This window comes from Streptomyces sp. NPDC032091 (assembly GCF_055580265.1).
The window spans coordinates 91,003-116,689 of the sequence record NZ_JBVILR010000004.1 but is presented as its reverse complement, the minus strand read 5'-3'; the positions used below and the strand labels follow the sequence as shown (position 1 = coordinate 116,689).

Here is a 25,687-nt window from a genome sequence, read left to right as displayed (position 1 = left end):
TGGGGGGGGGGTGGGGGGGGAGAGAGGGGGGGGGGTTTTTGTGGGGGGGGGGGGGGGGGGTGGGGGGGGGGGGGGGGGGGTGTGCCCCCCCCCCCCCCTCCCCCCCCCCCCACCGGCCCTACCGGAACGAGAGGGGCCCCATGGCCCGGATGCCGTCGGCGGAGCGGCGGGCGCAGCTCACCGAGGCCGCGATCCGCGCGATGACCCGCGACGGCGTCGCCCGCACCACGACCCGGTCGATCGCCGCCGAGGCGGGGGTGTCGCTCAGCGTCGTCCACTACTGCTTCGACTCCAAGCAGGCCCTCCTCGAAGCGGTCATCGAGGCGATCACCGCCCACTACATCACGGTGGTCAGGGAGGCGATCCGCCCGAAGGCCACCCTGCGCGAGACGATCCGGGCGGGCTTCCAGGCGTACTGGGACCACGTGTGCGCCCAGCCCGGGGAGCACATGCTGACGTACGAGCTCACCCAGTACGCCCTGCGCCAGCCGGGGTTCGAGCACCTGGCGCGCCGCCAGTACGCGATGTACCGCGACACCTACGAGGAGCTCATCCACCAGCTGGGCCGCGACACGGGGCTGCGGCCCCGGGTGCCGGTGGCCGTACTGGCCGGATACCTGGCCTCGATGACGGACGGGCTGACCCTCGGCCTGCTGGTCCTCGGCGACGAGGGGGCCGCCGCGGACCTCCTGGACCTGGTCACCGACCAGGTCCAGGCACTCATGGGGCCGTGAGGGCCGTGCCCCTCAGGCCGGGTCCGCCGCCTGCCAGACGGTGGTGATGTTGCAGAACTCCCGGATGCCGTGCCCGGACAGCTCCCGCCCGTAGCCCGACCGCTTGACGCCGCCGAAGGGCAGGGCGGGGTGGGAGGCCGTCATGCCGTTGACGAAGATCCCGCCGGCCTCCAGCTCGTGGACGAACCGCTCCAGGTCGGCGTCGTCCCGGGTCCAGACGTTCGAACTCAGGCCGAACGGCGTGTGGTTGGCCCGCTCCACGGCCTCGTCGAGGCTGCCCACCCGGTACAGGGTGGCGACGGGCCCGAAGGTCTCCTCCAGGTCGATCCGCATCGCCGGGGTGACGTCGGCCAGCACCGTGGGCTCGTAGAACCAGCCGTCCGGGTGCCCGGGCGGGCGCCGGCCCCCGCACAGGACCGTGGCGCCCTGGCGGACGGCGTCGTCGACGAGTTCCTCCACGTCGGCGCGGCCGCTCTCGGTGGCCAGCGGGCCGACGTCGGTGGACTCCCGCATCGGGTCGCCGACGGTCAGGGCCGCCATGCCACCGGTGAAGAGGCGGGCGAACTCCTCGTAGACGTCGGTGTGGACGATGAACCGCTTGGCGGCGATGCAGGACTGGCCGTTGTTCTGCACCCGCGCGGTCACGGCCGTCTTCGCGGCGCGGGCGATGTCGGCGGAGGGCATCACGATGTAGGGATCGCTGCCGCCGAGCTCCAGGACCGTCTTCTTGACCTCGTCCCCGGCGACCGAGGCCACCGCCCGTCCGGCCGGTTCGCTGCCGGTGAGGGTGGCCGCGGCCACCCTGGGGTCGCGCAGGATGCCCTCGACGGGGCCCGAGCCGATCAGCAGGGTCTGGAAGCAGCCCTCCGGGAAGCCCGCCCGCCGGAAGAGGTCGCCCAGGTAGAGGGCCGTCTGGGGGACGTTCGAGGAGTGCTTCAGCAGGCCCACGTTGCCGGCCATGAGCGCGGGCGCGGCGAACCGTACGACCTGCCAGAGCGGGAAGTTCCACGGCATGACGGCGAGCACCACCCCCAGGGGCCGGTAGCGCACCCGGACGGCCGAGGCACCCGCGTCGCGGACGTCGGAGTCGGCGGGGTGCTCGTCGGCGAGGAGGCCTTCCGCGTGGGCGGCGTACCAGCGCATCGCCTTGACGCACTTGGCCGCCTCGGCACGGGCCGCGCCGAGCGGTTTGCCCATCTCGATGGTCATGGTGCGGGCGATGTCCTCGCCCTCGGCCTCCAGGAGGTCGGCCGCGCGGTTCAGCAGTGCCGAGCGTTCCGCGAAGGTGGTGCGCCGGTAGGCGACGGCCGTCCGCGCGGCCTCGGCCAGGCAGCGTTCGACGCCGTCGGCGTCGAGCGCGTCGAAGGTGCGCAGCGTCCGGCCTGTCGTGGGGTTGACGGTGGCGATGGGCATGGTCCGACCTTCCTGCGAGGGAGCCGCCCCACCGACCCTGCCCGTCCGCTCCCGCGGGCGCAACGCGAGGACCGGCCGTCACCACCCCGCGCCGCGGCCTGCGGAGCGGCGGACCGGGGGGCGGTGGTGCGGCCACCTGCCGAGACGCTTCCCCAGGGGGCCCGCCGCGGTCGCACAATGGGATCGGGAGGCCCCGGAGGGCCCGGAGGATGCGGGCGGGAGGCGGACGGACCGTGGACGAGCGGGCGCAGGACGAGCCGGAGCGCCGCCGGGAGTGGGCCCGGGAGCTGGTGGCCGGGCTCACCGCCGCCGAGGAACTCGACCGGGCTCTGGCCGCCGTGCTCGACCCGGATCCGGACCTGCACGCGGAGAACAGCGGCCGCCGGGCCCGCGCCGTCCACGCGGCCGCCATGGGCCTGGGACCGGCGGGCTGCGCGGCGGCAGCCGGGATCCCGGAGGCCCTGCTCGCCGGGTGGCGCGCCCGGGACCCCGCCTTCGAGGCGGCGCTGGCCGCGGCGACGGCCCTGGCGGCGGCGCACCGGGTCCCGGCGCGGGGGCGGACCAGCGCGCTGGGCCTGCGGCTGTTCCTGGAGTCCGTGGCCCGGGGCGCGCACGCCGGTACGGCCGCCGCGATCGTCGGGCTGCGCTCCGACCAGCTGCTGCGGCTGCGCCGGGCGAACCCGCTGGTGGCCGCGCTCGTGGATGCGGCGGTCCAGCAGGCCCGGGGGCTGCGCGGCGGCGAACGCCGGCCGAAGCGCGCCCCCGCCTACCGCCTGGTCACCCTCCGCGACCCGGCGCCGCAGCGGGACGGCCCGGACCGGCCACCGGAGCGGCCTTGACCCGCCCGGCGGGGCTTCCGGCCGGAGCGGGGGTCAGCGGCCGCGGCGCGGCTTGCCGCCCCCGCGCTTGGGGGCGGCCCCGCCGCGGGCGTTCGGCTTGCCGCCGGAGCGGGCCGCCGGCTTGCCCGCCGTCCGGGGCTTGCCGCCGGTCTTCTTCGCCGCCGCGGCCTTGCGGTCCTGCTTGGGCTGCTCCGGCGCGGCCTGGCGGCCCCGGGAGCTGTTGACCGTCCGGCCCCGGACGATGCCGATGAAGTCCTCGACCATGTCGGTGGTCTTCTCCTCCGGCCAGGACAGGGCGACGCGCGAGGCGGGGGCGTCCGTGACGGGCCGGTAGGTGAGGTCCTTGCGGTGGTGCAGCCGGGCGAGGGACTGCGGGACGACGAGCACGCCGATACCGGCCGCCACCAGCTCGATGGCGTCCGCCGTGGTGGCGGGCCGTTCGAACGCGGGCTTGCCGGGCAGGGTCTCCCAGCCCAGGACGTCGTCCAGGGGGTGCAGCACGATCTCGTCGGCCAGGTCCTCGGTCGCCACCTCGTCCACCGCGGCCACGACGTGGTCCTTGGGGACCACCACCACGGTGGTCTCGGTGTAGAGCGGGATCGCGCTGAGGTCCGTACCGTCCACGGGGAGCCGTACGAACCCGGCGTCGGCGTCACCGGCGCGCAGCGCGGCGAACGCCTCGCCGGCGGTCACGCCGATCAGGGTCAGCGGGATGTCGGGCAGCCGCTCGTTCCAGATCCGCACCCACTTGGTGGGCGTCACTCCCGGGACATAGGCGAGCCGGAACGAAGGGGTTGCATCCGAGCCTGTCACCCCGCAAGGCTACCGGTCGTGGTCGGAGCCCGCGCACATGCTCGATACCCTGGGTGCATGACGTCCCACCAGAGCACCCAGACGATGAAGCCCGCGACCGCGGCGAAGAAGCTGGGTGTGTATCTCGAGGCCACCCCCGCAGAGTTCCGGGAGGGCGTGGTCTCGCGCACCGAGCTGAACGCACTCCAGGCCGAGCCGCCCGCCTGGCTGGTGGAGCTGCGGCGCAACGGTCCGCACCCGCGCCCGGTCGTCGCCTCGAAGCTGGGCGTCTCGATCGCCGGTCTCGCGCGCGGCGGGATCACCGAGGCGCTCACCACGGAGCAGATCGAGGCCATCAAGCAGGACAACCCGGAGTGGCTGCAGAAGGAGCGCGCCACCCAGGCGGAGGTCCGCAAGGAGGCCGTCCGCATCAAGGAGAAGCAGGCGGAGAAGGCGCAGAAGGACGCGCAGAAGCATTCCTGACCTCCTCCCCCGCACGAACGCACGCACGACGGCCGGGCCGGGTCCGCGAGGGACCCGGCCCGGCCGTCCGCGTTGCCCGGGGCCGGTCAGCCGGCGTGGACGTGGGGGCGGCGGGAGCGGTCGGGTTCGGCCTCGCGGATGACCTCGCGGGTGACGGGGGCGACCTCGCCCTGGCCGAACAGGAAGAACCGCAGGAAGTTGGCCATCGGGTTGCCCTCGGTCCACTCGAAGTAGATGTGCGGGCGCTGTCCCGTCTCGTCGCGGACGTGCAGCAGCAGCGCGGCGAGGGCGTTGGGGATGGTGGAGCTCTCCAGGGTCAGGACCCGGTAGCGGCCGTGGAGCACCTCGCCCCGGACCTTGAGCCCGGACTCGAACTCGGACGGGTCGAGGACGGTGACCTCGACGAACATGACGTCGTCGGCGTCCGGGATGTCGTTGTCGGCGCGGATCTGCCGGACCTTGTCGCGGTACTCGGCCTCGTCGCGGTGGTCCGGCTCGTTGGCGATGAAACGTATCGTCCGGTTCGCGGTGTCGCGGATGAACCGCGTCGCCATGTCGTCGAGCTCCACGTGCGTCACCCGCAGCTCGAAGACGCGGGCGAGGCGGGACAGCAGCGACAGGGCCATGATCCCGCCGATGAAGCACGCGCCGATCTTCACGCCGTCGGGGCGCTCGACCACGTTCACGGCGGTCGTGTAGATGAAGACGGCGGAGATGGTCCCGAAACCGATGGTCCAGCCGCGCTCACCGGCCTTGCGGGCGGCGATGGTCACGGCGACGGCGGCCGAGGTGATCAGGACGAGGACGCCGGTGGCGTAGGCGCCGCCCTGGGCGTCGACGTCCGCGTCGAAGAGCCAGGTCACCAGGAAGGCGACCAGCGTGAAGACGATCACCATCGGGCGCAGGGCGCGGGCCCAGTGCGGGGCCATGCCGTAGCGGGGCAGGTAGCGGGGCATCAGGTTGAGCAGGCCGGCCATGGCGGAGGAGCCCGCGAACCAGAGGATGAGGATCGTCGAGACGTCGTAGACGGTGCCGAAGGCGGAGCCGAGCTGCTCGTGGGCGAGGTAGGCGAGGGCGCGGCCGTTGGCCTCGCCGCCGGACTTGAACGCGTCGGCGGGGATGAGCAGCGTGGTGACGAAGCTGGAGCAGATCAGGAAGACGCTCATGATCACGGCGGCCGTGGTGAGCAGCTTCTTGGTGCCCCTGATCCGGCCGGCCGGGTGCTCGGGGGTGTCGTCCGGGGAACCCTGGACGTGCGGCATGACGGCGACGCCGGTCTCGAACCCGGAGAGGCCGAGGGCCAGCTTGGGGAAGACGACGAGCGCGATGGCGATCATCATGAACGGGTTGCCGTGCTGGGTGGTCAGGGCGTCCGACCAGTCGGCGACGACGTGCGGTTCGGTGATCACCTGCCACAGGCCCACGCCGACCACGACCGCGTTGAGCGCGAGGTAGCCGGCCACCAGGACCACGGCGACGCCGATGGCCTCGCTGAAGCCCTTGAGGAAGACGGCCCCGAGCAGCGCGATCAGGATGAGGGTGATCAGGAGTTCGTGCCCGTGCAGGGTGCCGGTCAGGTGCGGGTTCTCCACCATGTGGGCGGTGGCGTCGGCGGCCGACAGGGTGATGGTGATCAGGAAGTCGGTGGCCGCGAACCCGAGGAGGGTCAGGACGAAGAGCTTGCCCTGCCAGAAGGACAGCAGCCGCTCCAGCATCGCGATCGAGCCCTCGCCGTGCGGACTCTCCTCGGCCACGCGCCGGTAGACCGGCAGGGCGCCGAACAGGGTGAGCAGCACCAGCACGATCGTCGCGACGGGCGACAGCAGTCCGGCGGCGAGGGCCGCGATACCGGGCTGGTAGCCGAGGGTCGAGAAGTAGTCGAGGCCGGTCAGGCACATGACGCGCCACCAGGGGCGGCCTTCGTGGGCGGTGTCGGCGTGCGACTGCTGTCTGGGGCGGTCGGTCAGGCCTTCCAGCATCCACGCGCGCAGGCGTGTGGTGCGGGCAGGGGTGGCCATGGTGGGGAGCTCCTGTCGTGGGCAAGATTCGGCCATCGACACCGACGGCTGAGCCAGCGTATGCAGCCGGATCGTTTTTGCACGTCAGGCGACCGATCCTGACACTTCCTTAACGCCCTCCCGGCGTCCGCCCCGAAAACCCGATGACCGGCGATCTTCCCCGCGCCAGACTCACCGTATGACCGGAGCCGATTTCAAAGAAGACCTGCGCGTGTACCTCCAGGACGCACGCGACGCCCTCCTGTGGAAGCTCGAAGGGCTCGGCGAGTACGACGTGCGCCGCCCGCTGACCCCCACCGGCACCAACCTGCTGGGCCTGGTCAAGCACCTGACCGGCGCCGAAGCCCTCTACTTCGGCGCCACCTACGGCCGGCCCTTCGAGGCGCCGGGCCTGTGGATCACGGGCGCCGCCGAGCCCAACGCGGACCTGTGGGCCACCCCCGAGGAGTCGCGCGAGCAGATCACCGGGCTCTACCGGGCCGTGTGGGCGCACTCGGACGAGACGATCCGCACGCTCGACCTCGACAGCGTCGGCCGGGTGGCGTGGGGTGACCGGAGCGAGACCACCCTGCACCGGAGCCTGGTGCACATGATCGCCGAGACCGGCCGGCACGCCGGGCACGCCGACATCGTCCGCGAACTCGTCGACGCGGCCACCGGTCTGCGGGCCGACGGCACGTGCACACCCCCCGAGGACGCCGCATGGTGGCGGGACCACCACGCCCGGGTCGCCCAAGCGGCCCACGAGGCCGGCCGCACGGACGGCTCCGCGCCCTAGCCCTCGCGTGCCGGGCCGGAGGGGGAGACCAGCCCCGCCTCGTACGCCGTGATCACCAGGTGGACCCGGTCCCGGGCGCCGAGCTTGCCGAACAGCCGTGCCACGTGGGCCTTGGCGGTGGCGACGGAGATGAACAGTTCCTCGGCGATCTCCGCGTTCGACCGGCCCCGCCCGACCAGTGTCAGCACCTCCCGCTCCCGGTCGGTGACGCCCTCGACCGGCCGGGCGGACCTGCCGTGAGCGGGGCCGGGGCCCCGGACGAAGTCCGCGATCAGGCGGCGGGTGACGCCCGGCGCGATCAGCGCGTCCCCGGCGGCGACCACGCGGACGGCCGCGAGGATGTCCTCCAGGGCCATGTCCTTGACCGCGAACCCGCTCGCGCCCGCGCGCAGCGCCCCGTAGACGTGCTCGTCCTCGTCGAAGGTGGTCAGGACCAGCACCCGGGGCGCCCCCGGTCCGCCGGTGATCCGGCGGGTGGCCTCGATGCCGTCCATGCCGGGCATACGGATGTCCATCACCACCACGTCGGGGTCGTGCGCGGCCGCCTGCTCGACGGCCTCCGCGCCCGTGCCGGCCTCGGCCACCACCTCCAGATCGGCGGTCTCGCCGATGAGCACCCGCAGCCCCGAGCGGACCAGCGGCTGGTCGTCGACCAGCAGGACGCGGACCCGGGCCCGGCTCATCGCGACACCTCCGCGCTCCCGGCGGGCAGCGGCAGCTCCGCCGCGACCCGGAACCCGCCCTCCGGCCGGGGCCCCGCGCTGAAGCGGCCGTGGAGCAGGCTCACCCGCTCGTACATGCCGGTGATGCCGAACCCCGTCCCACCCGGCCGCACCGCCGCTCCCCTGCCGTCGTCGACGACCTCCACGTGCACCTCCCGCTCCCGGAAGGCCACGGTCACCCGGGCCCGGGCGGACGCTCCCGCGTGCCGGACGACGTTGGTGAGGGCCTCCTGCACGATGCGGTACACGGACAGGTCGATGTCCGGCGGCAGCCGGCGCGGCTCACCGGTCCAGCGCACCTCCACCCCCACGCCCGATCCCCTGAGCGAGGCCGCGAGCGCGTCGAGGTCCGCGAGTCCGGGTGCGGGCCCCGTCGGGACGCCGCCGTCCTCCCCCGGCTCGGCCCGGCGCAGGGCGACCAGGGTCCGGCGCAGGCCCGCGAGGGTCTCCCGGCTGGTGCGCTCGATGGCGTCGAGCGCGCTGCGCGCCTCCTCGGGCCGGGTCCCGATGACCCGGCCGCCCACGCCCGCCTGGATGGCGATGACGCCGATGCTGTGGGCGACCATGTCGTGCAGCTCCCGTGCGATGCGCAGGCGTTCGGCGGTCACCGCCTCGGACACGGCCTTGGCCCGCAGTTCCCCGGCGTGGACCCGCCGCTGGCGCACCATGAGGCCCGCCATGCAGCAGGTGCCGAGCGCCAGGACCGTGACCAGACCGGCGCTGGTGAGCAGCGGACCGGGGGCGAGGAGACCGGCGGCCAGGACCTGCACCACGGTGACCGCGCTGCCGGCGGCGAGCGCCTCCCGGCGGGGGCGCACGGCCACGACGACGCCGAGGACGAGGTCCACCGGGAGGTAGACGAGCAGGCGGTCCGGGCCGTGGTCCGCCGCCGAGAAGGCGACGAGCGTACCGGCGAGGACGGTCAGCGCCAGTGCGGCCTGCGGCAGTCTCCGGATCAGCCCGGCCAGCAGGCTCACCGCGAGCAGCATCACGGTGGCCTGCAGCAGGCCGGAGTCGGTGGGGCCGGTGCTGAAGGCGAGCCCCGCGGCGAGGAGGTAGAGGGCGGCCCCGCCCCAGTCGAGGGGGACCGGCCGCGCCCCCGCTCCCGTACCCGGACCGAGTGGCGCTTGCAGCGCTGTTGTGTTCATGCCGCGACAGTAATCACCGTGCCCCGTCCGGACATCGGCCCGCGGGCGTACACCCCCGGGCGGGGTCCCGCTGCTCCGGGATCCGCTGAAACCCGTTCGGCCGTCGGGCGTTAGAAGGGCGGACCGGCGCGCGCGCCCGCGCTGTGCGCCGCCCCACGATCCGCGCGCCGCGCGCGAGTGACGAGTTGGAGGAGCGAGATGACGGACAGCAGGCCGACCGGTTCGGGCCGCGGGAGACTGGCCGCCCACTGCCGGGGGATCACCGAGGCCCCGTCGTTCGGCATGGGCGTCTTCCTCGTGATCCTGATCAACGCGGGGCTGATGGGGGCGGAGACGTACAGCGGCCTGGCCGTGTCCCAGGGCCGGGCCCTGCAAGCGGCGGAGGACGGCTGCCTGGTCCTGTTCACGCTGGAGATGGTGCTGCGCATCGGCTCCTACGCGGACCGGCCGAAAGCGTTCTTCCGGGACCCCTGGAACATCTTCGACCTGCTGATCGTGGCCTCGGCCTTCCTCCCGTTCCTGCGCTCGAACACCACCGTGCTGCGGCTGCTGCGCCTGGCCCGTGTGCTGCGCACCGCCCGCTTCCTGCCCCACCTGCGGATCCTGCTGCTCGCCGTCGGGCGCAGCCTGCCGGGCACGGCGAGCTTCCTGTTCGTCGGCGCGCTGGTGGTGTACGTGTACGCGATGGTCGGCTGGGTCTGCTTCGCCGGCTCCGATCCGCAGCACTACGGCTCGATCGGCCGGGCCGCGCTGACCCTGTTCCTGCTCACCACCCTGGACGGGCTGACGGACGCGGTCCGGGCGGGGCTGGAGATCTCCCGGTTCAGCATCCTCTACTACGCCTCCTACGCGCTCCTCGCCTCGTTCGTGCTGGTCAACGTCCTGATCGGGGTGGTCCTCAACTCCCTGGACGAGGCGCGGGAGATGGAGGAGGCCGAGGCGCGGGCCCGGGAGCGGGCGGCGCGGGACGCGGACGCCGCCGACGAGGTCCGGGAGCGGATCGCCGCGGCCCGCCTCGCCCTGGACGACCTGGAGGCCTCCCTCGACCTCGCACGGTCCGTGACGGCGGCCGCGCCGGGGCCCCGGGACCCCGGGCGGCGCGAGCCGGAGCGGCGGCTGGAGTCCGCCGTCTAGCCGGCGCGGCTGACCCGGGGCCCCGGGTCAGCCGGAGTCGCGGACCGCGACGATGCCGTTGAACACGCCGACGTACGCCGTCCCGTCGGGGCCGAGCGTGATCGGCGCCCAGTTGTTGTCGTACAGCGGACCGGTGCCCGTCAGCCGGCGCCAGCGGCGCTCACCGGTGCGGAAGTCCACGGCCGTGAGGTACCAGGCGTCGATGCCCCAGGCGTTGGGCTCCTTCTCGTAGAAGTAGAGCAGCCCGTTGCCGGCGGAGAGCTTGGGGACCACGGACGGGGAGCGGATCGCGCTCTGCCAGACCGTGTCGCAGCCGCTGCCGTCCGGGCGGACGTCGATGCGGGTGACGCCGCCGACGACGGACTTGCCCAGCAGCAGCGAGGTGACGTTCTCGTAGCCGTAGTTGTTTTCGACGACGAGGCTGTTGCCCCAGGTGACCAGGGAGTTGTCGGTGGTCGAGGCGCCGGATCCGAAGACGGGGACCGCGCAGACCAGCCGCCGGCCGGCGGGGACGCCGGTGCCGCGCCGGTAGACCAGGACGTTCATCCGGTCGTCGGCGTTGTCGGTGATGGCGACGTAGCCGTCGCCGAAGAGGTCCGGGGTGGTGCCCGAACCCTGGTTCACGGAGCCGGGTTTGGCCCCGGTCCCCCGGTCGTACGTCTGGCGCCACTGGGCCTGGGGGGTGCCGTCGGCGGTGGCGCGGAAGCTGTAGAGGGCGTGGTCGGAGACGATGGAGACCCCGTCCTCGGCGACCGAGAAGGAGTTCTGGATCTCCTCGCCCTCCAGCCGGATCGACCGGATCCGGGAGGTCCGCGGGTCCACGGTGCCGACGCGGCCCTGGCGGGTGACCCACCAGATGAGGCCGTTCCAGTCGGGCATGACCGAGGTGACGGGGTCGCAGGTGCCGCCGGGCCACGGGTTGGTCCAGCCGACGCAGTCGTGCGGGACCTGTCCGGTGAGGTCCCAGTCGTCCTCGACGGTGAACTTCCAGCTCCCGTCGGGGTTCCGGGAGTGGGCCAGGCGCAGGACGTGAAGGCGGGAGTCGGCCAGCACCGCGCGGTCCTGGTCGTCGAGGTAGAAGTAGGCGCCGCCGGAGGTGTCCTTGAAGATCTTCGAGAGGTCGAGCGAGGTAATCGCCTCGACCGTCGAGGAGCGCTGTGGGAGCCGGTACTCCGCGAGCGTGGCCAGCGTACGGGGCTCCAGGAGCTTGACCTCGAAGCCGGTGAAGGTGCCGCAGACGGTGACGAGGCGGCCGCCGGCGTCGAAGGTGGCGGTGGCGCATTCCCCGCCGAGTGCGGCGATCCTCGCGCTGGTGACCTTCGGGTCGCGGCCCAGCGGGCCGGACCACGGGGAGGTGGCGCTGCCGCCCGCGTCGGCGTGCATGCCGCTGCGCCCGTTGGGCGCCAGGAAGGGGTGCTGCGGCGGCGGCGCGCCCGGCAGCGGGGCGGGGGTCGCGGGGGCGCCGTCGTAGTGCCCGACCAGGCGGTGGCCGGGGGCCTGGGGGATCTCCCCGGCACGGGCCGGGGAGGGGATCCCGGCCAGGACCGTCAGGGCGGCGAGGGCGGGGGCCACGGCGCAGTTCAGCGCTCTTCGGAGCATGCGGGCGTCCTCCTTCTCTCGCGGTGCTGTCGGCATCACGTCTGACATCACCTCTGACATAGCGCCGCCGCCCGACGCTAGGTCGCACCGCGTGAGGAGTCCATGGGAGGGAGGGATGATTCACGCAACCGCGAGAGTCTTGTCCGGGCGCACCCGGCCGTGCCATATATGTCTAGACCTTTACGAGAGCACGTACGAGGAAGGCACCCCGTGCGACCCATCACGGCCCCGCGCCGCGCCGGGGCGGTCCTCGCGGCCCTCGCCCTCTGCCTGGCCGCCCCCGCGCTGACGGCCTGTGGCGCGGACGGAGACACCACACCCCCGCACGCGCCCGGCGGGCTCACCGCCCAGGCGGGCAGCGCCACTTCGGTCCACGTGATGTGGGATGCGGCCTCCCCCGCCGACGGGGTCACCGGGTATCAGGTCTTCGAGGGGGAACGGCTGGTCCGGGAACTCCCCGCCGAGAAGACCATGGTGGACGTCACCGGCCTCGCCCCGCGGACCGGCTACGCCTTCACCGTCCGGGCCCGGGACGCGGCCGGAAACCGCTCCGCCCCGAGCGCCGCCGCACGGGCCACCACCCCCGCCGCCAAGCCCGAGGACCGCCTCCCGCCCACCGCCCCGCCCACCACGGCCGGCCGGGCCGAGGGACCCCGGGCGGTCCGCCTGGACTGGACCCCGGCGACGGACGACACGGGCGTGACGGCGTACGACGTCTACCAGGGCGGCGTCCGGATCCACACCGCCGGCGCCGCCGAGAGCACCACCACCCTGACCGGGCTCCAGCCCGGCACCGCCTACTCCTTCACCGTCCGGGCCCGCGACGGCTCCGACAACAGCTCCCCCGACGGGCCGGCGGTGGCCGTGACCACCCCCGACGACCCGGCCCGGGGACCGGACACCGCACCCGGCGCGTTCACGGCCACCGCCTCCCCCGGCAGGGTCGACCTGGGCTGGACCGCCCCGGACACCGGCCGCGAGACCGGCGAGTACCAGCTCTACGTCAACGACCGGCCCGTCACCGTCATCCAGTTCGGCGCCGGAGCCGTGCCGAAGGGGCGGGCCTCCTACCGGCTCACCACCACCGAGCCGGCCGGCACCGTCTGGACCCTGAAACTGCGCGCCCGCCTGCCCGACGGCAACTGGGGCGCCTTCTGCGGAGAACGGCGGATCACCCTCCCCGGCTGACGGCGCCGGTCCGGTCCGCCGCCACCGATCCCGGCCGAACGGCACGGGCGCGCAAGAAGATCACGCACAATACAACCGTGTTCGGTGAGTACTCGGTCAACCACAGTCAGGCAGGTGCCACCGGCGGCGACCATGCGTCAGAATCTGACGCCGTGCCGGGAAACCTTCCGCCGGAGACGGCGAGCTTCGTCGGCCGCGAGGCCGAACTCGACCGCCTCCAAGGCCTGCTGGACCAACGAAGACTGATCACCCTGACCGGGGTGGGCGGAGTCGGCAAGTCCCGGCTGGCGCTGCGGGCCGCCGCGCGCCCCGGCCGGACCCGGCCCGACGGGATCTGGTGGGTCGAGCTCTCCCCGCTGCGCGACCCCGGGCTCCTCACCACCACCCTCGCCCACACCCTCGGCCTGAGCATCGGCGGCGCCGCCCACGCCGGGCAGACCGTGGACGAGGAACTGTGCGCGTGGATGACCGACAAGACCCTGCTCATCGTCCTCGACACCTGCGAGCACCTGGTCACCCCGGTCCGGCACCTGGTCGGCGAACTCCTGCAGTCGGCACCCGGCCTGACGGTACTGGTCACCTCCCGCGAGCGGCTGGGCTCCCCCGGCGAGACCGTCGTGGAAGTCCGCCCGCTGCCCTGCGAGGGCCCCGACAGCGACGCCCTCACCCTCTTCCGGGCCCGCGCCCTGGCCGCCGCCCCGCAGACCGCCACCGCCCTCGCCGACCCCGTCCGGGCAGCCCTCGCGGCCGAGGTCTGCCGGCGCCTGGACGGGATCCCGCTCGCGCTGGAGCTGGCCGGGGCACGGCTGCGGCTGTGGACGCTGGAGCGGATGGCCCAGCTGCTGGGCGCACGCTTCGAGGTGCTCTCCGACGCCACCCGCACCGCGACGCCCGCCCGGCACCGGACCCTGCGGACCGCGATCGGCTGGAGCCACGAGCTGTGCGAACCCCTGGAGCGGCTGCTGTGGGCCCGGCTGTCGGTGTTCGCCGGGGACTTCGACGCGGCGGCCGCCCGGACGGTGTGCGCCGGCGGACCGCTGCCCGCGGCGCGGGTGGAGTGGCTGCTGGAGGGGCTGGTCGCGAAGTCCGTCGTACGCCGGTCCCGGGAGCGGGGGGCCGGGGTCCGTTACCGGATGCTGGACACCATCCGCGAGTTCGGCCACGAATGGCTGGCCGAACTGGACGAGGTGGGGGCCGTCGCGGACCGCCACGCCCACTGGTACGCCGCCCTCGCCCGGGCCGCCGAGGAGGGCTGGATGGGGCCGGGCCAGGTGGACTGGTACCGCAGGATGAGCGCCGAGCACGCGCAGCTGCGCACCGCCCTGGAGCACCTGCTCGGCACGGATCCCGGCGCGGCCCTGGAGATGGCCGGCGGGCTGTGGTTCTTCTGGTTCTCCTGCGGCCACCTCCAGGAGGGCCGCGGCTTCCTGGAGCGGGCCCTGGCCCAGGCCTCGCCGACGGGGGCGGCGCACGCCCAGGCGCTGTGGGCGCTCGGGCTGACGATGCTGCTCCAGGGCGACATGGAGGCGGCCGGGCTGACGGGCATCGCCTGCGTACGGGCCGCGGAGGCGATCGGCGACCCGGAGCGGCGGCTGCGCGCCGCCTACCTGCGGTCGGTCTCGCTCCTGATGCCGGGCGACCCGGCCCGGGCGCTCGCGCTGGCGGGACCCGGTGCGCGGGCGGGCCACGGCGGTCCGGGGAGCGGTGCGGGGCGGCTGCTGTGCCAGCTGGTGAGCGCGTACGCCCTGTGTGACCTCGGGCGCTTCGAGGAGGCCGTCGAGGAGGCGCGGGGGCTGCGCGAGGCGTGCGTGGAGCTGGGCGAGCGCTGGCTGCGGGCGTACGCGGACTACGTCCTCGGGTTCGCCGCGCTGGGGCTCGGCCGGCACGGGGAGGCCGCCCGGCACGTGCGGGCGATGCTCTCGGGCAAGCGGCTGCTGAACGACCGCTTCGGCATCGCCATCGGCCTGGACATGCTCGCGGCGGCGGTGGCGGCCCTGGGCGACGGGGAGCTGGCGGCGCGGCTGCTGGGCACCGGGCACGCGTGGTGGCGCACGGTGGGCCGGCCGCAGATGGGCTCGCCCTCGCTGACGGCCCTGCGGGACCAGGGCGAGCGGCAGGCCAGGGCGGCGATCGGCGACGCGGCGTACGAGACCGCGTTCCAGGGCGGCGCGGCGGCGTCCACCGGCTGAGGCACAGCCGGCGGACTGCCTGAGGCGAGAGCTCCCGTCAGTACGGGAGGGGTCTGCCCGACGGTGTGCGCAGGTCCAGGTCTCGGGGGGCGGGCTTGGGGACGGGCTTGCGGATCAGCTGCTGGCGCATGCTGCCTCCTCGCTCAGACCAGGGCCGGGCGACGGGGTTCCACCGTCCGGCCTTCGGGGAGCAGTTCCCCGGTGTCGTCGAAGACCACCACGCCGTTGCAGAGCAGGCTCCAGCCCTGTTCGGGATGGAAGGCCACGGTGCGGGCAGCGTCACGGTCGGCGCTGTCGGCGGGCGGGCAGGGGGGCTGGTGGGAGCACATGGCGCACCTCCTCGCAGTGTGGGGCGGGAGGGCCGGTGGTCACCCGGTCGATTCCGCGATCCACGGTGGCGGCGAGTATTGCCGATCGCCGCACCCGGACGGAACCCATATTCGCGGTCGAGTTCAGGGTGTGTATGCCCGCTCACCATGCGCTCATGCCGGCTTTCCGGATCTTCTGCGCGCACCACGACCGTCCGGCCGCGCAATCCCGGGGCGGACGCCCCGCCAAACCGGGATGATCACCCCAACCCACCCCTCCCCGCCACCCCCATGAGTGGCGGGGATCACACAGGACCCACCCGCCCGACGCGGCTAGGGGGGTCCGCAAAGTCCCGCCTGCCCCGCGACGCCCGGCACGCACTCTCGCCGCACCGGGCGCAAGACCGAGTACGTCCAGTACGAGGTCTCGCGCCCGGCGCGCCGAGAGCACGCACCGGACGCCGCGGGGCCCGCCCTGCGGGCGGACGACGCTACTTTGCGGACACCCCCTAGCGGATCGGCATGCCGGAGAGGGTGCGGGCGATCACCAGCCGCTGGATCTCGCTCGTGCCTTCGAAGATCGTGTAGATGGCCGCGTCCCGGTGCATGCGCTCCACCGGGTACTCCCGGGTGAAGCCGTTGCCGCCGAGGATCTGGACCGCCTGGGCGGTGACCTTCTTGGCCACCTCGCTGGCATAGAGCTTGGACATGGAGCCCTCGGCCGAGGTGAACGGCCTGCCGGCGACCGCCATCCAGGAGGCGCGCCACACCAGCAGCCGGGCCGCGTCGATCTGCGTGCGCATGTCCGCCAGCTGGAAGGCGACGCCCTGGTTGTCGATGATCGGGCGGCCGAACTGGGTGCGGGTCTTGGCGTAGTCGAGGGCCACCTCGTACGCGGCGCGGGCGGTGCCGACCGCCATCGCGCCGACGGCCGGCCGGGAGGCCTCGAAGGTGGCCATGGCCGCGTTCTTCACCCGCTCGCCGCCGCCCGCCTTCGCCTTCTCGCGGGCCCGCGCGAGCCGCTCGTCGAGCTTCTCCTTGCCGCCGAGCAGGCAGGAGCCGGGGATCCGCACGTCCTCCAGGACCACCTCGGCGGTGTGCGAGGCGCGGATGCCGTGCTTCTTGAACTTCTGGCCCTGCGAGAGGCCCGGGGTGCCCGGCGGGACGATGAAGGAGGCGTGGCCCTTGGTGCCGAGTCCGGGGTCGACCACGGCGACGACGATGTGGACGTTGGCTATGCCGCCGTTGGTGGCCCAGGTCTTGGTGCCGTTCAGCACCCACTCGTCCTTGGCCTGGTCGTAGACGGCCCGGGTGCGCATCGCGCCGACGTCGGAGCCGGCGTCCGGCTCGGAGGAGCAGAAGGCGGCGACCTTCACGTCGTCGGGGGTGCCGTACATCTGCGGGATCCAGGTCCCGATCTGCTCCTCGGTGCCGTTGGCGAGGACGCCGATGGCCGCGAGGCCGGTGCCCACGATCGACAGGGCGATGCCGGCGTCGCCCCAGAAGAGCTCCTCCATCGCCATCGGGATGCCCAGGCCGGTCGGGTCGAAGAACTGCTGGGCGTAGAAGTCCAGCGAGTAGATGCCGACCTTGGCGGCCTCCTGGATGACGGGCCAGGGGGTCTCCTCGCGCTCGTCCCACTCCGCGGCCGCGGGCCGGATCACATCGGCTGCGAAGCCGTGGATCCAGTCGCGGACCTGCTTCTGGTCGTCGTTGAGCTCCATGGTGAACTCCGCCATGTCCCCTCCAGCTGATCCACACGGCCGTACGGCCACATCCGGCAGGCCCGCTTCGCAGGTTACTGCCGGTAACATCATCGAGGGCCACAGTCTGTTACCGGCCGGTAAGCACTGTCAAGCGCCGCCGGTTCGATCGCCAGGGTGTGCGGGGTGTTACGTTGCGTGGGCGTCACGCACATCGCAAGGGCGGGGAGAGAAACACGTCATGCAGACCACCCAGGAGGCCGGCGCCTCGGAGCCCGGAGCGGGCGAGCGCCGCCGTCGCGAGCTGCTGGAGGCGGCCGACCGCGTCGTCCTCAGGGACGGCCCCAAGGCCTCCATGAACGCCATCGCGGCCGAGGCGGGCATCACCAAGCCCATCCTCTACCGGCATTTCGGCGACAAGGCCGGGCTCTACCAGGCCCTGGCCGTCCGGCACACCGACGCCCTGCTCGACTCGCTGCGGGCCGCGCTCGACGCCCCCGCCGAGCGCCGCAGCCGGGTGGAGTCCACCCTCGACACCTATCTGGCCGCCATCGAGGCCCGCCCCCAGGTGTACCGGTTCCTGATGCACCCCGCCGAGGACTCGCAGAGCGCCGAGCGCGGCTTCGACGTCGGCCTGCACTCGGCCCCGCTGCTGCGCCGGCTGGGCGAGGAGCTGGCGAAGGTGGTGGGCGAGCGCGTCGATCTCGGCCCGGGCGGCGAACAGCTCGCCCGGATCTGGGGGCACGGAATCGTCGGCATGATGCACGCCGCCGGGGACTGGTGGCTCGGCGAACGCCCGTGCGCCCGGGCCGACCTGGTGGCCGGCCTCACCGACCTGCTCTGGGGCCGCCTGGCCACCGCCGGCAACCGCGAGGACGGCCCGGGCTTCTGAGCCGCCCGCCCGGCCCCGCCCCGGGGGCCGGGCTACCGCTGCCCGGCCGCCCTGCCCCAGGCGGTCTTGCGGATCGCCCGGCGCAGCAGCCGGGCGCGCAGGCCCGTCACCCGGTCCGCGTAGACGGTGCCGTCGAGGTGGTCGCACTCGTGCTGGAGGCAGCGGGCGAAGAACCCGGTGCCCTCGATCCGCACCGGCTTCCCGTCGGAGGTGACCCCCTCGACGACCGCGCGGTCGAAGCGGGCGGTGCCCGCCTCCAGGCCGGGCAGCGACAGACAGCCCTCGGGGCCGACGAACTCGTCCCCGTCGGCCTCGACCAGGCGGGGGTTGACGACGTGTCCCACATGGCGGACGTCATCGTCGTCGGGGCAGTCGTAGACGAACACCCGCTGCCCGGTCCCGACCTGGTTCGCGGCGAGGCCGACGCCCTGGGCGGCGTACATCGTGGCGAACATGTCCTCGATGAGCCGGTCGAGTTCGGGGCCGAAGTCGGTGACCTCGGCGCAGGCGGAATGGAGCACCGGATCACCCAGCAGGCTCATGGTGCGGACGAGGCCGGTGGTACCGGGGATGGGGCGCTGTCGCATGGCGGTAAGGGTACGACGGGCGAATATATGAGGAGATCCGCGGCGGACCGGGGGCGCCGCGGTCAAGGCTCCGGCCGGTACTGGATAGGCTGGGGCGACCGACGCTAGGAGGACAAAGGACGATGGCAGGCAACACGGAGCCGCTTTCGCCGCGGGCCAAGCTGGCCGTGACGGCGGGCAAGGCCGCGGCGGCGGTGTCGCGGGCCGCGGGACGCGGAAGCGGATCGGTGATCGGTGGCAAGGTCGCACTCAGGCTGGACCCCGATCTCCTCGGCGCGCTGGCGCAGCATCTCGATGTCGTCCTCGTCTCCGCGACGAACGGCAAGACCACGACGACCCGTCTGATCGCCGAGGCCCTGCGGGCCAGCGGTCCGGTCGTCTCGAACGCGCTCGGCGCGAACATGCCGGCGGGCATCACCTCCGCCCTGGCCGGCGGCTCGGACGCCAAGTACGGCGTCATCGAGGTCGACGAGAAGTACCTGGCCGGGGTGGCCCGGGACGTCACCCCGAAGGTGATCGCCCTGCTGAACCTCTCCCGCGACCAGCTGGACCGCGCGGCCGAGACCCGCATGCTCGCCGAGAAGTGGCGCGAGGGGCTCCAGGGCTCCAAGGCGGTCATCGTCGCGAACTGCGACGACCCCCTGATCGTGTGGTCGGCCTCCTCCTCGCAGAGCGTGGTGTGGGTCGCGGCCGGCCAGGAGTGGAAGGACGACGCCTGGTCGTGCCCCTCCTGCGGCGGTGTCATGCAGCGCCCGGGCGACGACTGGTTCTGCGGCGAGTGCGGCTTCCGCCGCCCGACCCCGACCTGGGTGCTCTCCGGCGACCACGTGCTGGACCCGCACGGCTCGGCCTGGCCGATCCACCTCCAGCTGCCGGGCCGCGCGAACAAGGCGAACGCCGCCACCTCGGCCGCCGTGGCCGCCGTGTTCGGCGTGCCCCCGCAGGTCGCCCTGGAGCGCATGTACCAGGTCCAGGCCGTCGCCGGCCGCTACGACGTGGTCTCCTTCCAGGGCCGCGACCTGCGTCTGCTGCTCGCGAAGAACCCGGCCGGCTGGCTCGAAACGTTTTCGCTGATCGACGGTCCCCCGGCGCCGGTGATCCTCTCGGTGAACGCCCGCGGCGCGGACGGCACCGACACCTCCTGGCTGTGGGACGTGGACTACCCGCGGCTCGCCGGCCACCCGATCTTCGTGATCGGCGACCGCAAGCTGGACCTGGCCGTCCGCCTGGAGGTCGCCGGCCTGGACTTCCGGGTCTGCGAGACCCTCGACGAGGCCGTGCAGCTGGCGCCGCCCGGGCAGATCGAGCTGATCGCCAACTACACCGCCTTCCAGGACGTGCGCCGCCGCGTCGGCAACTAGTCACCCATAGAGGACAAGAGCATGAGCGACAACAGCCTGCGTCTGGTGTGGGTCTACCCCGACCTGCTCAGCACGTACGGAGACCAGGGCAACGCCCTCGTGGTGGAGCGCCGGGCGCGCCAGCGCGGCCTGGACGTGCAGCGCGTGGACGTGCGCAGCGACCAGCCCATCCCCACCTCGGGCGACATCTACCTGATCGGCGGCGGCGAGGACCGGCCGCAGCGGCTGGCCGCCGAGCGCCTGCTGCGCGACGGCGGACTGGAGCGCGCCGTCTCGAACGGGGCGATCGTCTTCTCCGTCTGCGCCGGGTACCAGATCCTCGGCAACGAGTTCGTCAACGACATGGGCGAGCGCCAGCAGGGCCTGGGCCTGCTGGACGTCGTCACCGTGCGCGGCGAGGGCGAGCGGTGCGTCGGCGACGTTCTCGCGGACATCGACCCGCGGCTGAACCTGCCCCCGCTGACGGGCTTCGAGAACCACCAGGGCGTCACGCACCTGGGCCCGACGGCCAAGCCGTTCGCCCGGACCCGGCTGGGCCGGGGCAACGGCACCGGCGACGGCACCGAGGGCGCGTACAACGACACCGTCTTCGGCACGTACATGCACGGCCCCGTGATGGCCCGCAACCCGCTGATCGCCGACCTGCTGCTGAAGCTGGCCCTCGACGTGAACGCGCTGCCGGCCATAGACGACCGCTGGTACGAGGCGCTGCGCGCGGAGCGCATCGCTGCGGCCACGCAGCCCGCGTAGCGCCTGCCGCGCCCGCCCGGCCCGGACTCCCCTCGGGGGGTCCGGGCCGACGTGCTTTCGTACGATCTTCCGTTTGGTGCGTCCTTCCTGTGGACGATGGTTCAGCCCAGTGGGGATCCGCTTGTAGGGTGACGGTTAGTTCCAACCGGACGACGTGGTCCGGTCGTCGGCCCACGTTGCAAAGGTCTTTCTGCCATGCGCATTGGTGTGCTCACTTCCGGTGGCGACTGCCCCGGCCTCAATGCCGTCATCCGCTCCGTCGTGCACCGCGCCGTCGTCGACCACGGGGACGAGGTCATCGGCTTCCACGACGGCTGGCGCGGCCTGCTGGAGTGCGACTACCGCAAGCTCGACCTGGACTCCGTGGCCGGCATCCTGGCCCGCGGCGGCACGATACTCGGCTCCTCCCGGGTCCAGCCCGCCCACCTGCGCGACGGCGTGGAGCGGGCCAAGGGCCACGTGGCGGACCTCGGCCTGGACGCGATCATCCCGATCGGCGGCGAGGGCACCCTGAAGGCCGCCAACCTGCTGGCGCAGGGCGGCCTGCCCATCGTCGGCGTGCCGAAGACCATCGACAACGACATCTCCTCCACCGACGTGACCTTCGGCTTCGACACCGCCGTTGGCGTCGCCACCGATGCCCTGGACCGGCTGAAGACCACCGCCGAGTCGCACCAGCGCGTGATGGTCGTCGAGGTCATGGGCCGCCACACCGGGTGGATCGCCCTGCACTCGGGCATGGCGGCCGGCGCGCACGCCATCGTGGTGCCGGAGCGCCCGTTCGACATCGCGGAGCTGACGGCCATCGTCGGCGAGCGCTTCTCGGCCGGCAAGCGCTTCGCGATCGTCGTGGTCGCCGAGGGCGCCAAGCCGCGCCCGGGCTCGATGGACTACGAGCAGGGCGGCACGGACCAGTACGGCCACGAGCGCTTCGCCGGCATCGGCAACATCCTCGCCGTGGAGCTGGAGCGGCGCCTGGGCAAGGAGGCCCGTCCGGTCATCCTGGGCCACGTCCAGCGCGGCGGCACGCCCACCGCGTACGACCGCGTCCTGGCCACCCGCTTCGGGTGGCACGCGGTGGAGGCGGCGCACCGGGGCGAGTTCGGCATGCTGACGGCCCTGCGCGGCACCGACATCGTGATGGTCCCCCTCTCGGAGGCCACCTCGGCCCTCAAGACGGTCCCGGACGCGCGCTACGACGAGGCGCAGACAGTTCTGTGATGTTGCACCCGTTCTGACCCCTTCGGCCGCCCCCGGACGCGATCGCGTCCGGGGGCGGCACTACTGTGGTGGGGCGCCACAGTCAAGGGAGTGAACAGATGGACCACAGCGGTCACGGCATGGACATGAACATGGATATGGACATGAACATGGACCTGCCGCCGTTCACCCTCGGACGCGGTCTGGAGTTCTCCTTCGACGCGTTCTTCCTGTTCGGCTCCCTGCTCGCGCTCGCCCTGTACGGCTGGGGCGTGGTGCGGCTGCGCCGGCGCGGTGACGCCTGGCCCCTGGGCCGCACCGTCGCCTTCGTCGTCGGCGTGCTGACGGTGATGCTGGTGATGTGCACCAAGCTCAACGACTACGGCATGGTCATGTTCAGCGTGCACATGATCCAGCACATGGTGATCAGCATGGTCACCCCGATCCTGGTGCTGCTCGGCGCGCCGGTGACCCTCGCCCTGCGCGCGCTGCCGCCCGCGGCGCGCGGCAGCAAGGGCCCGCGCGAGCTGCTCCTGATGCTGCTGCACAGCCGGTACATGCGGATCGTCACGCACCCGGCGTTCACCATCCCGATGTTCATCGCCAGCCTCTACGCCCTGTACTTCACCCCGCTCTTCGACTTCCTGATGCAGAGCAGGGCCGGGCACATCGGCATGATGGTCCACTTCCTCGCCGTCGGCCTGATCTTCTTCTGGCCGATCATGGGCGTGGACCCGGGCCCGCACCGCCCCGGCTACGTGATGCGGATGCTGGAGCTCTTCGCGGGCATGCCCTTCCACGCCTTCTTCGGGATCGCCCTGATGATGGCGAGCGAGCCGATGATCAAGACGTACGCGAACCCGCCGGCCTCCCTGGGCATCGACCCGCTCGACGACCAGCACTGGGGCGGCGGCATCGCCTGGGCCTTCAGCGAGATCCCCTCGGTGCTGGTGCTGATCGCGCTGGTCTACCAGTGGTACCACTCGGAGCAGCGGGCGGCGAAGCGCTCGGACCGGGCCGCGGACCGGGACGGTGACAAGGAGCTGGAGGCGTACAACGCCTATCTCGCCTCGCTTCAAGGGCGCGGCCAGTAGCGCCGGAGCCGCTCGGCGCGCCACCATGGGGCATGACCGGATCCGTTAAGGCGATGGCCGTCACGACCTTCGCCGCCCTGGTGGCCGTCTCCACGTACTCCGTGGCCCTCGGCAGCAACGGCTGGCTGTGGTTCGGCTGGGTGGTGCTGGGGCTGCTGACCCTGGGCCTGGCCGCCGCCGGCAGCTCCTGAGACCGGCCGGGGCCCGCGCGCCCGCTCCTCGCCACCGCATGGCAGATCCGTCCGTGGTCCGACCGTCGGGTGAAGGGAAGCACCGGGGTGTTCTACCACCTGCTCAAGCACGTGCTGCTCGGTCCGCTGCTGCGGCTGCTGTTCCGGCCGCGGATCGAGGGCCTGGAGAACATCCCCGAGGAGGGGGCCGCGATCGTCGCGGGCAACCACCTGTCCTTCTCCGACCACTTCCTGATGCCCGCGATCCTGCGGCGCCGGATCACCTTCCTGGCGAAGGCCGAGTACTTCACCGGCCCCGGGCTCAAGGGCCGGCTGACGGCCGCCTTCTTCCGCAGCGCCGGGCAGATCCCGGTGGACCGCTCCGGCAAGGACGCCGGGCAGGCGGCGCTGCGCGAGGGGCTCGGGGTGCTGGCCAAGGGCGAGCTGCTCGGCATCTACCCGGAGGGGACGCGCTCGCACGACGGGCGGCTCTACAAGGGCAAGGTCGGCGTGGCGGCGATGGCGCTGGGGGCCGGGGTGCCCGTCGTCCCGTGCGCGATGCTCGGCACCTTCGAGATCCAGCCGCCCGGGCAGACCCTCCCGAAGATCCGGCGGGTCACGATCCGTTTCGGCGCCCCGCTGGAGTTCTCCCGGTACGCGGGGATGGAGGGCGAGCGGGCGGTGCTGCGCGCCGTGACCGACGAGATCATGTACGCGATCCTGCACCTCTCCGGCCAGGAGTACGTCGACCGGTACGCGGCCGAGGTCAAGGCCGAGGAAGAGGAAGAGCGGAAGAAGGCCCGGCGCACGAAGCGCTGAGCCTCCTCCCGCTCAGAGAGGTCTCCCGGGGTCCTAGCGGACGGCCGGGAGCTCCTCACGCTTGGCCGGCTCGGAGGCCGGGGCCTGGGCGAGCGACTTCGCGGCGGCCGGGGCCGGCGGCACCGGAGTGGCGTGCGAGCCGCACTTCACGTCCTGGGCGTCGACCTTGCCGGTCAGCAGGTAGGACTCCACCCGGGTGTTGATGCAGGGGTTCACCAGGCTGGTGACGCCGTGCGAGCCGGCGTTCTGCTCGGTGATCAGGCGCGAGCCCGCCAGACGGCGGTGCAGCTCGACACCGCCCTGGTACGGGGTCGCGGCGTCACGCTCGGACTGGACGATCAGGACCGGGGCGATGTGCTTCGCGCCGACCTCGATCGGGGTGCTCTGCTTGGACTTCCAGGTCGCGCAGGGCAGGTTCATCCAGGCGTTCGACCAGGTGAGGAACGGGTACTTCTTGTTGAGCTCGGTGTTGTCCCGGTCCCACTTGGCCCAGCTGGTCGGCCACTTGGCGTCGGCGCACTCCACCGCGGTGTAGACGGCGTTGCTGTTCTCCGAGGCGGCGTTGCCCTTGAGGTCCGACATGTCCGGGGCGTTGGCCTCGATCAGCGGCTTCTCGTCACCGGCGGCCCAGGCACTGAAGGCCTGCGCGACCGGGACCCACGAGGAGTCGTAGTACGGGGCCTTCTGGAAGAAGCCGATGAGCTCGTTCGGGCCGACGACCCCGCCGAGCGGCTTGGCCTTGGCCTGGGCGCGCAGCTGCTGATACTTGGCCTCGACCTTGGCGCGGGTGTCGCCGAGGTGGAAGGTGGAGTCGTACTTGGCGACCCAGTCCTGCCAGTCGTTCCAGCGGGTCTGGAACGCGACGTCCTGCTCCAGGTTGGCCTGGTACCAGATGTTGTCGGTGTCCGGGTTGACCACCGAGTCGACGATCATGCGGCGCACGTGGCCCGGGAACAGGGTCGCGTAGACCCCGCCCAGGTAGGTGCCGTAGGAGACGCCGAGGTAGTTCAGCTTCTTCTCGCCGAGGGCGGCCCGGACGACGTCCAGGTCGCGCGCGGTGTTGGTGGTGGTCATGTGCGGCAGCATCTCGCCGCTGCGCTCCTTGCAGCCGTCCGCGTACTCGGCGGCGAGCTTGCGCTGGGCGCGCTTGTCGGCCTCGTTGGACGGGACCGGGTCGGCCTTGGGGGCCTTCACGAACTCCTGCGGATCGATGCAGGAGATCGGCGCGGAGTGGCCGACGCCGCGGGGGTCGAAGCCCACGAAGTCGTACGCCTTGGAGGTGTTGACCCACAGCGGGCTCTTGGTGGTGACCCGGCGCGGGAAGCGCATGCCGGAACCGCCGGGGCCGCCCGGGTTGTAGACGAGGGCGCCCTGGCGCTCCTCCTTGGTGCCCGTGCTGACGGCGCGGTCGACCGCGATGTCGATGGTCTTGCCGAAGGGCTTGGTGTAGTCGAGCGGCACCTTCACCCAGCCGCACTGGATCGGCTTCTCGAAGCCCCAGTCGGCCGGGCAGTCCTTCCAGTCGATGCCGGTGCGCGCGGCGCGGGCGGCGGCGATCTGGGCGCCGACGGCCTCCGCGGCCCCGTTGTCCTTGGCGGCCGGAGCCGCCGAGGCGGACGGTGCGAGCAGCAGGCCCGCCGCCAGCGCGCCGGTGATGAGAGTGGCGGCGCTCCCCAGCGTCGCGTTGCGTATCACGTGGTCGATCCCCCTGGTCATGTGCCGCGTGAGGCGGCCGGGTTGGGTCAAGGGGATCCTTTCGCCTGACG

Annotated in this window: 24 protein-coding genes; 14 read left to right on the top strand and 10 right to left on the bottom strand. The window is 72.9% G+C overall.

From position 1 onward, the window contains the following. Positions 1-140 precede the first annotated feature (140 nt). Positions 141-734, top strand: a complete 594-nt coding sequence (locus ACZ5NJ_RS08790; RefSeq protein WP_468763989.1) for a TetR/AcrR family transcriptional regulator — start codon at positions 141-143, stop codon at positions 732-734. Positions 735-746: 12 nt separating this feature from the next. Here ACZ5NJ_RS08790 and ACZ5NJ_RS08785 read toward each other — a convergent pair whose 3' ends face one another. Next, positions 747-2,147, bottom strand: a complete 1,401-nt coding sequence (locus ACZ5NJ_RS08785) for an NADP-dependent succinic semialdehyde dehydrogenase (protein WP_468763988.1) — start codon at positions 2,145-2,147, stop codon at positions 747-749. A 233-nt stretch (positions 2,148-2,380) separates the two neighbouring features. Here ACZ5NJ_RS08785 and ACZ5NJ_RS08780 point away from each other — a divergent pair, with 233 nt between their 5' ends. After that, positions 2,381-2,986: a hypothetical protein gene (locus ACZ5NJ_RS08780; RefSeq protein WP_468763987.1), complete on the top strand. Its 606-nt coding sequence runs from the start codon at positions 2,381-2,383 to the stop codon at positions 2,984-2,986. Between the two features lie 33 nt (positions 2,987-3,019). Here ACZ5NJ_RS08780 and ACZ5NJ_RS08775 read toward each other — a convergent pair whose 3' ends face one another. After that, a complete protein-coding gene (locus tag ACZ5NJ_RS08775; protein ID WP_468763986.1) occupies positions 3,020-3,799 on the bottom strand; it encodes a LysR substrate-binding domain-containing protein in 780 nt (259 codons plus the stop codon). Positions 3,800-3,856: 57 nt separating this feature from the next. Here ACZ5NJ_RS08775 and ACZ5NJ_RS08770 point away from each other — a divergent pair, with 57 nt between their 5' ends. Continuing rightward, the gene (locus ACZ5NJ_RS08770) at positions 3,857-4,261 is read left to right on the top strand and encodes a DUF5997 family protein (RefSeq protein ID WP_468763985.1); all 405 of its coding nucleotides are present in this window, start codon (positions 3,857-3,859) and stop codon (positions 4,259-4,261) included. An 86-nt stretch (positions 4,262-4,347) separates the two neighbouring features. On the opposite strand, the gene ACZ5NJ_RS08765 is transcribed toward ACZ5NJ_RS08770, so the two are convergent. Then, positions 4,348-6,279 carry an APC family permease gene (locus tag ACZ5NJ_RS08765; RefSeq protein WP_468763984.1) on the bottom strand — a complete coding sequence of 644 codons (1,932 nt, stop codon included), beginning with the start codon at positions 6,277-6,279 and terminating at the stop codon, positions 4,348-4,350. 178 nt (positions 6,280-6,457) lie between these two features. Here ACZ5NJ_RS08765 and ACZ5NJ_RS08760 point away from each other — a divergent pair, with 178 nt between their 5' ends. Next, complete coding sequence (locus tag ACZ5NJ_RS08760; protein ID WP_468763983.1) at positions 6,458-7,057, top strand: DinB family protein; 600 nt, start codon at positions 6,458-6,460, stop codon at positions 7,055-7,057. Here ACZ5NJ_RS08760 and ACZ5NJ_RS08755 read toward each other — a convergent pair. Beyond that, positions 7,054-7,740, bottom strand: a complete 687-nt coding sequence (locus ACZ5NJ_RS08755) for a response regulator (protein WP_468763982.1) — start codon at positions 7,738-7,740, stop codon at positions 7,054-7,056. The two genes, ACZ5NJ_RS08760 and ACZ5NJ_RS08755, sit on opposite strands and share 4 nt — an antisense overlap. Then, complete coding sequence (locus ACZ5NJ_RS08750) at positions 7,737-8,927, bottom strand: sensor histidine kinase (RefSeq protein ID WP_468763981.1); 1,191 nt, start codon at positions 8,925-8,927, stop codon at positions 7,737-7,739. Before ACZ5NJ_RS08750 ends, ACZ5NJ_RS08755 begins: the two co-directional genes overlap by 4 nt. Before the next feature lie 198 nt (positions 8,928-9,125). On the opposite strand from ACZ5NJ_RS08750, the gene ACZ5NJ_RS08745 reads away from it, so the two are divergent. After that, positions 9,126-10,061 carry an ion transporter gene (locus ACZ5NJ_RS08745; RefSeq protein WP_468763980.1) on the top strand — a complete coding sequence of 312 codons (936 nt, stop codon included), beginning with the start codon at positions 9,126-9,128 and terminating at the stop codon, positions 10,059-10,061. 27 nt (positions 10,062-10,088) lie between these two features. Here the strand turns inward: ACZ5NJ_RS08745 and ACZ5NJ_RS08740 are convergent, their stop codons facing one another. Next, the gene (locus ACZ5NJ_RS08740; protein WP_468763979.1) at positions 10,089-11,660 is read right to left on the bottom strand and encodes a hypothetical protein; all 1,572 of its coding nucleotides are present in this window, start codon (positions 11,658-11,660) and stop codon (positions 10,089-10,091) included. A gap of 210 nt (positions 11,661-11,870) precedes the next feature. On the opposite strand from ACZ5NJ_RS08740, the gene ACZ5NJ_RS08735 reads away from it, so the two are divergent. Together ACZ5NJ_RS08735 and ACZ5NJ_RS08730 are read left to right on the top strand one after the other, a co-directional pair. Next, positions 11,871-12,848 carry a fibronectin type III domain-containing protein gene (locus ACZ5NJ_RS08735; protein WP_468763978.1) on the top strand — a complete coding sequence of 326 codons (978 nt, stop codon included), beginning with the start codon at positions 11,871-11,873 and terminating at the stop codon, positions 12,846-12,848. Positions 12,849-13,000: 152 nt separating this feature from the next. Next, positions 13,001-15,037 carry an ATP-binding protein gene (locus ACZ5NJ_RS08730; protein ID WP_468763977.1) on the top strand — a complete coding sequence of 679 codons (2,037 nt, stop codon included), beginning with the start codon at positions 13,001-13,003 and terminating at the stop codon, positions 15,035-15,037. Between the two features lie 143 nt (positions 15,038-15,180). Here the strand turns inward: ACZ5NJ_RS08730 and ACZ5NJ_RS08725 are convergent, their stop codons facing one another. Both ACZ5NJ_RS08725 and ACZ5NJ_RS08720 read right to left on the bottom strand, forming a co-directional pair. Continuing rightward, positions 15,181-15,366 carry a DUF5999 family protein gene (locus ACZ5NJ_RS08725; protein ID WP_042809879.1) on the bottom strand — a complete coding sequence of 62 codons (186 nt, stop codon included), beginning with the start codon at positions 15,364-15,366 and terminating at the stop codon, positions 15,181-15,183. Between the two features lie 488 nt (positions 15,367-15,854). Then, on the bottom strand, positions 15,855-17,084 hold the full coding sequence (locus ACZ5NJ_RS08720; RefSeq protein ID WP_468763976.1) for an acyl-CoA dehydrogenase family protein: 1,230 nt from the start codon (positions 17,082-17,084) through the stop codon (positions 15,855-15,857). Positions 17,085-17,289: 205 nt separating this feature from the next. On the opposite strand from ACZ5NJ_RS08720, the gene ACZ5NJ_RS08715 reads away from it, so the two are divergent. Further along, positions 17,290-17,940 (top strand): TetR/AcrR family transcriptional regulator, encoded by a 651-nt coding sequence (locus ACZ5NJ_RS08715; RefSeq protein ID WP_468763975.1) that lies wholly within the window; start codon positions 17,290-17,292, stop codon positions 17,938-17,940. 32 nt (positions 17,941-17,972) lie between these two features. Here ACZ5NJ_RS08715 and def read toward each other — a convergent pair whose 3' ends face one another. Next, positions 17,973-18,527 carry a peptide deformylase gene (gene def, locus ACZ5NJ_RS08710; protein ID WP_468763974.1) on the bottom strand — a complete coding sequence of 185 codons (555 nt, stop codon included), beginning with the start codon at positions 18,525-18,527 and terminating at the stop codon, positions 17,973-17,975. 122 nt (positions 18,528-18,649) lie between these two features. On the opposite strand from def, the gene ACZ5NJ_RS08705 reads away from it, so the two are divergent. The 6 genes from ACZ5NJ_RS08705 to ACZ5NJ_RS08680 all read left to right on the top strand — a co-directional run bounded on the left by ACZ5NJ_RS08705 (position 18,650) and on the right by ACZ5NJ_RS08680 (position 23,921). Then, the gene (locus ACZ5NJ_RS08705; protein WP_358896689.1) at positions 18,650-19,888 is read left to right on the top strand and encodes a MurT ligase domain-containing protein; all 1,239 of its coding nucleotides are present in this window, start codon (positions 18,650-18,652) and stop codon (positions 19,886-19,888) included. Between the two features lie 21 nt (positions 19,889-19,909). Further along, the gene (locus ACZ5NJ_RS08700) at positions 19,910-20,638 is read left to right on the top strand and encodes a type 1 glutamine amidotransferase (protein WP_351888083.1); all 729 of its coding nucleotides are present in this window, start codon (positions 19,910-19,912) and stop codon (positions 20,636-20,638) included. Between the two features lie 195 nt (positions 20,639-20,833). Then, positions 20,834-21,859 carry a 6-phosphofructokinase gene (locus ACZ5NJ_RS08695; protein WP_468763973.1) on the top strand — a complete coding sequence of 342 codons (1,026 nt, stop codon included), beginning with the start codon at positions 20,834-20,836 and terminating at the stop codon, positions 21,857-21,859. Between the two features lie 98 nt (positions 21,860-21,957). After that, the gene (locus tag ACZ5NJ_RS08690) at positions 21,958-22,932 is read left to right on the top strand and encodes a cytochrome c oxidase assembly protein (RefSeq protein ID WP_468763972.1); all 975 of its coding nucleotides are present in this window, start codon (positions 21,958-21,960) and stop codon (positions 22,930-22,932) included. Between the two features lie 32 nt (positions 22,933-22,964). Further along, a complete protein-coding gene (locus tag ACZ5NJ_RS08685; RefSeq protein ID WP_468763971.1) occupies positions 22,965-23,123 on the top strand; it encodes a hypothetical protein in 159 nt (52 codons plus the stop codon). A gap of 87 nt (positions 23,124-23,210) precedes the next feature. Beyond that, on the top strand, positions 23,211-23,921 hold the full coding sequence (locus ACZ5NJ_RS08680) for a lysophospholipid acyltransferase family protein (protein WP_468764308.1): 711 nt from the start codon (positions 23,211-23,213) through the stop codon (positions 23,919-23,921). Positions 23,922-23,954: 33 nt separating this feature from the next. On the opposite strand, the gene ACZ5NJ_RS08675 is transcribed toward ACZ5NJ_RS08680, so the two are convergent. Continuing rightward, positions 23,955-25,637, bottom strand: coding sequence for an alpha/beta hydrolase (locus ACZ5NJ_RS08675; protein WP_468764307.1), 1,683 nt, complete (start codon positions 25,635-25,637; stop codon positions 23,955-23,957). Positions 25,638-25,687: the final 50 nt, after the last annotated feature.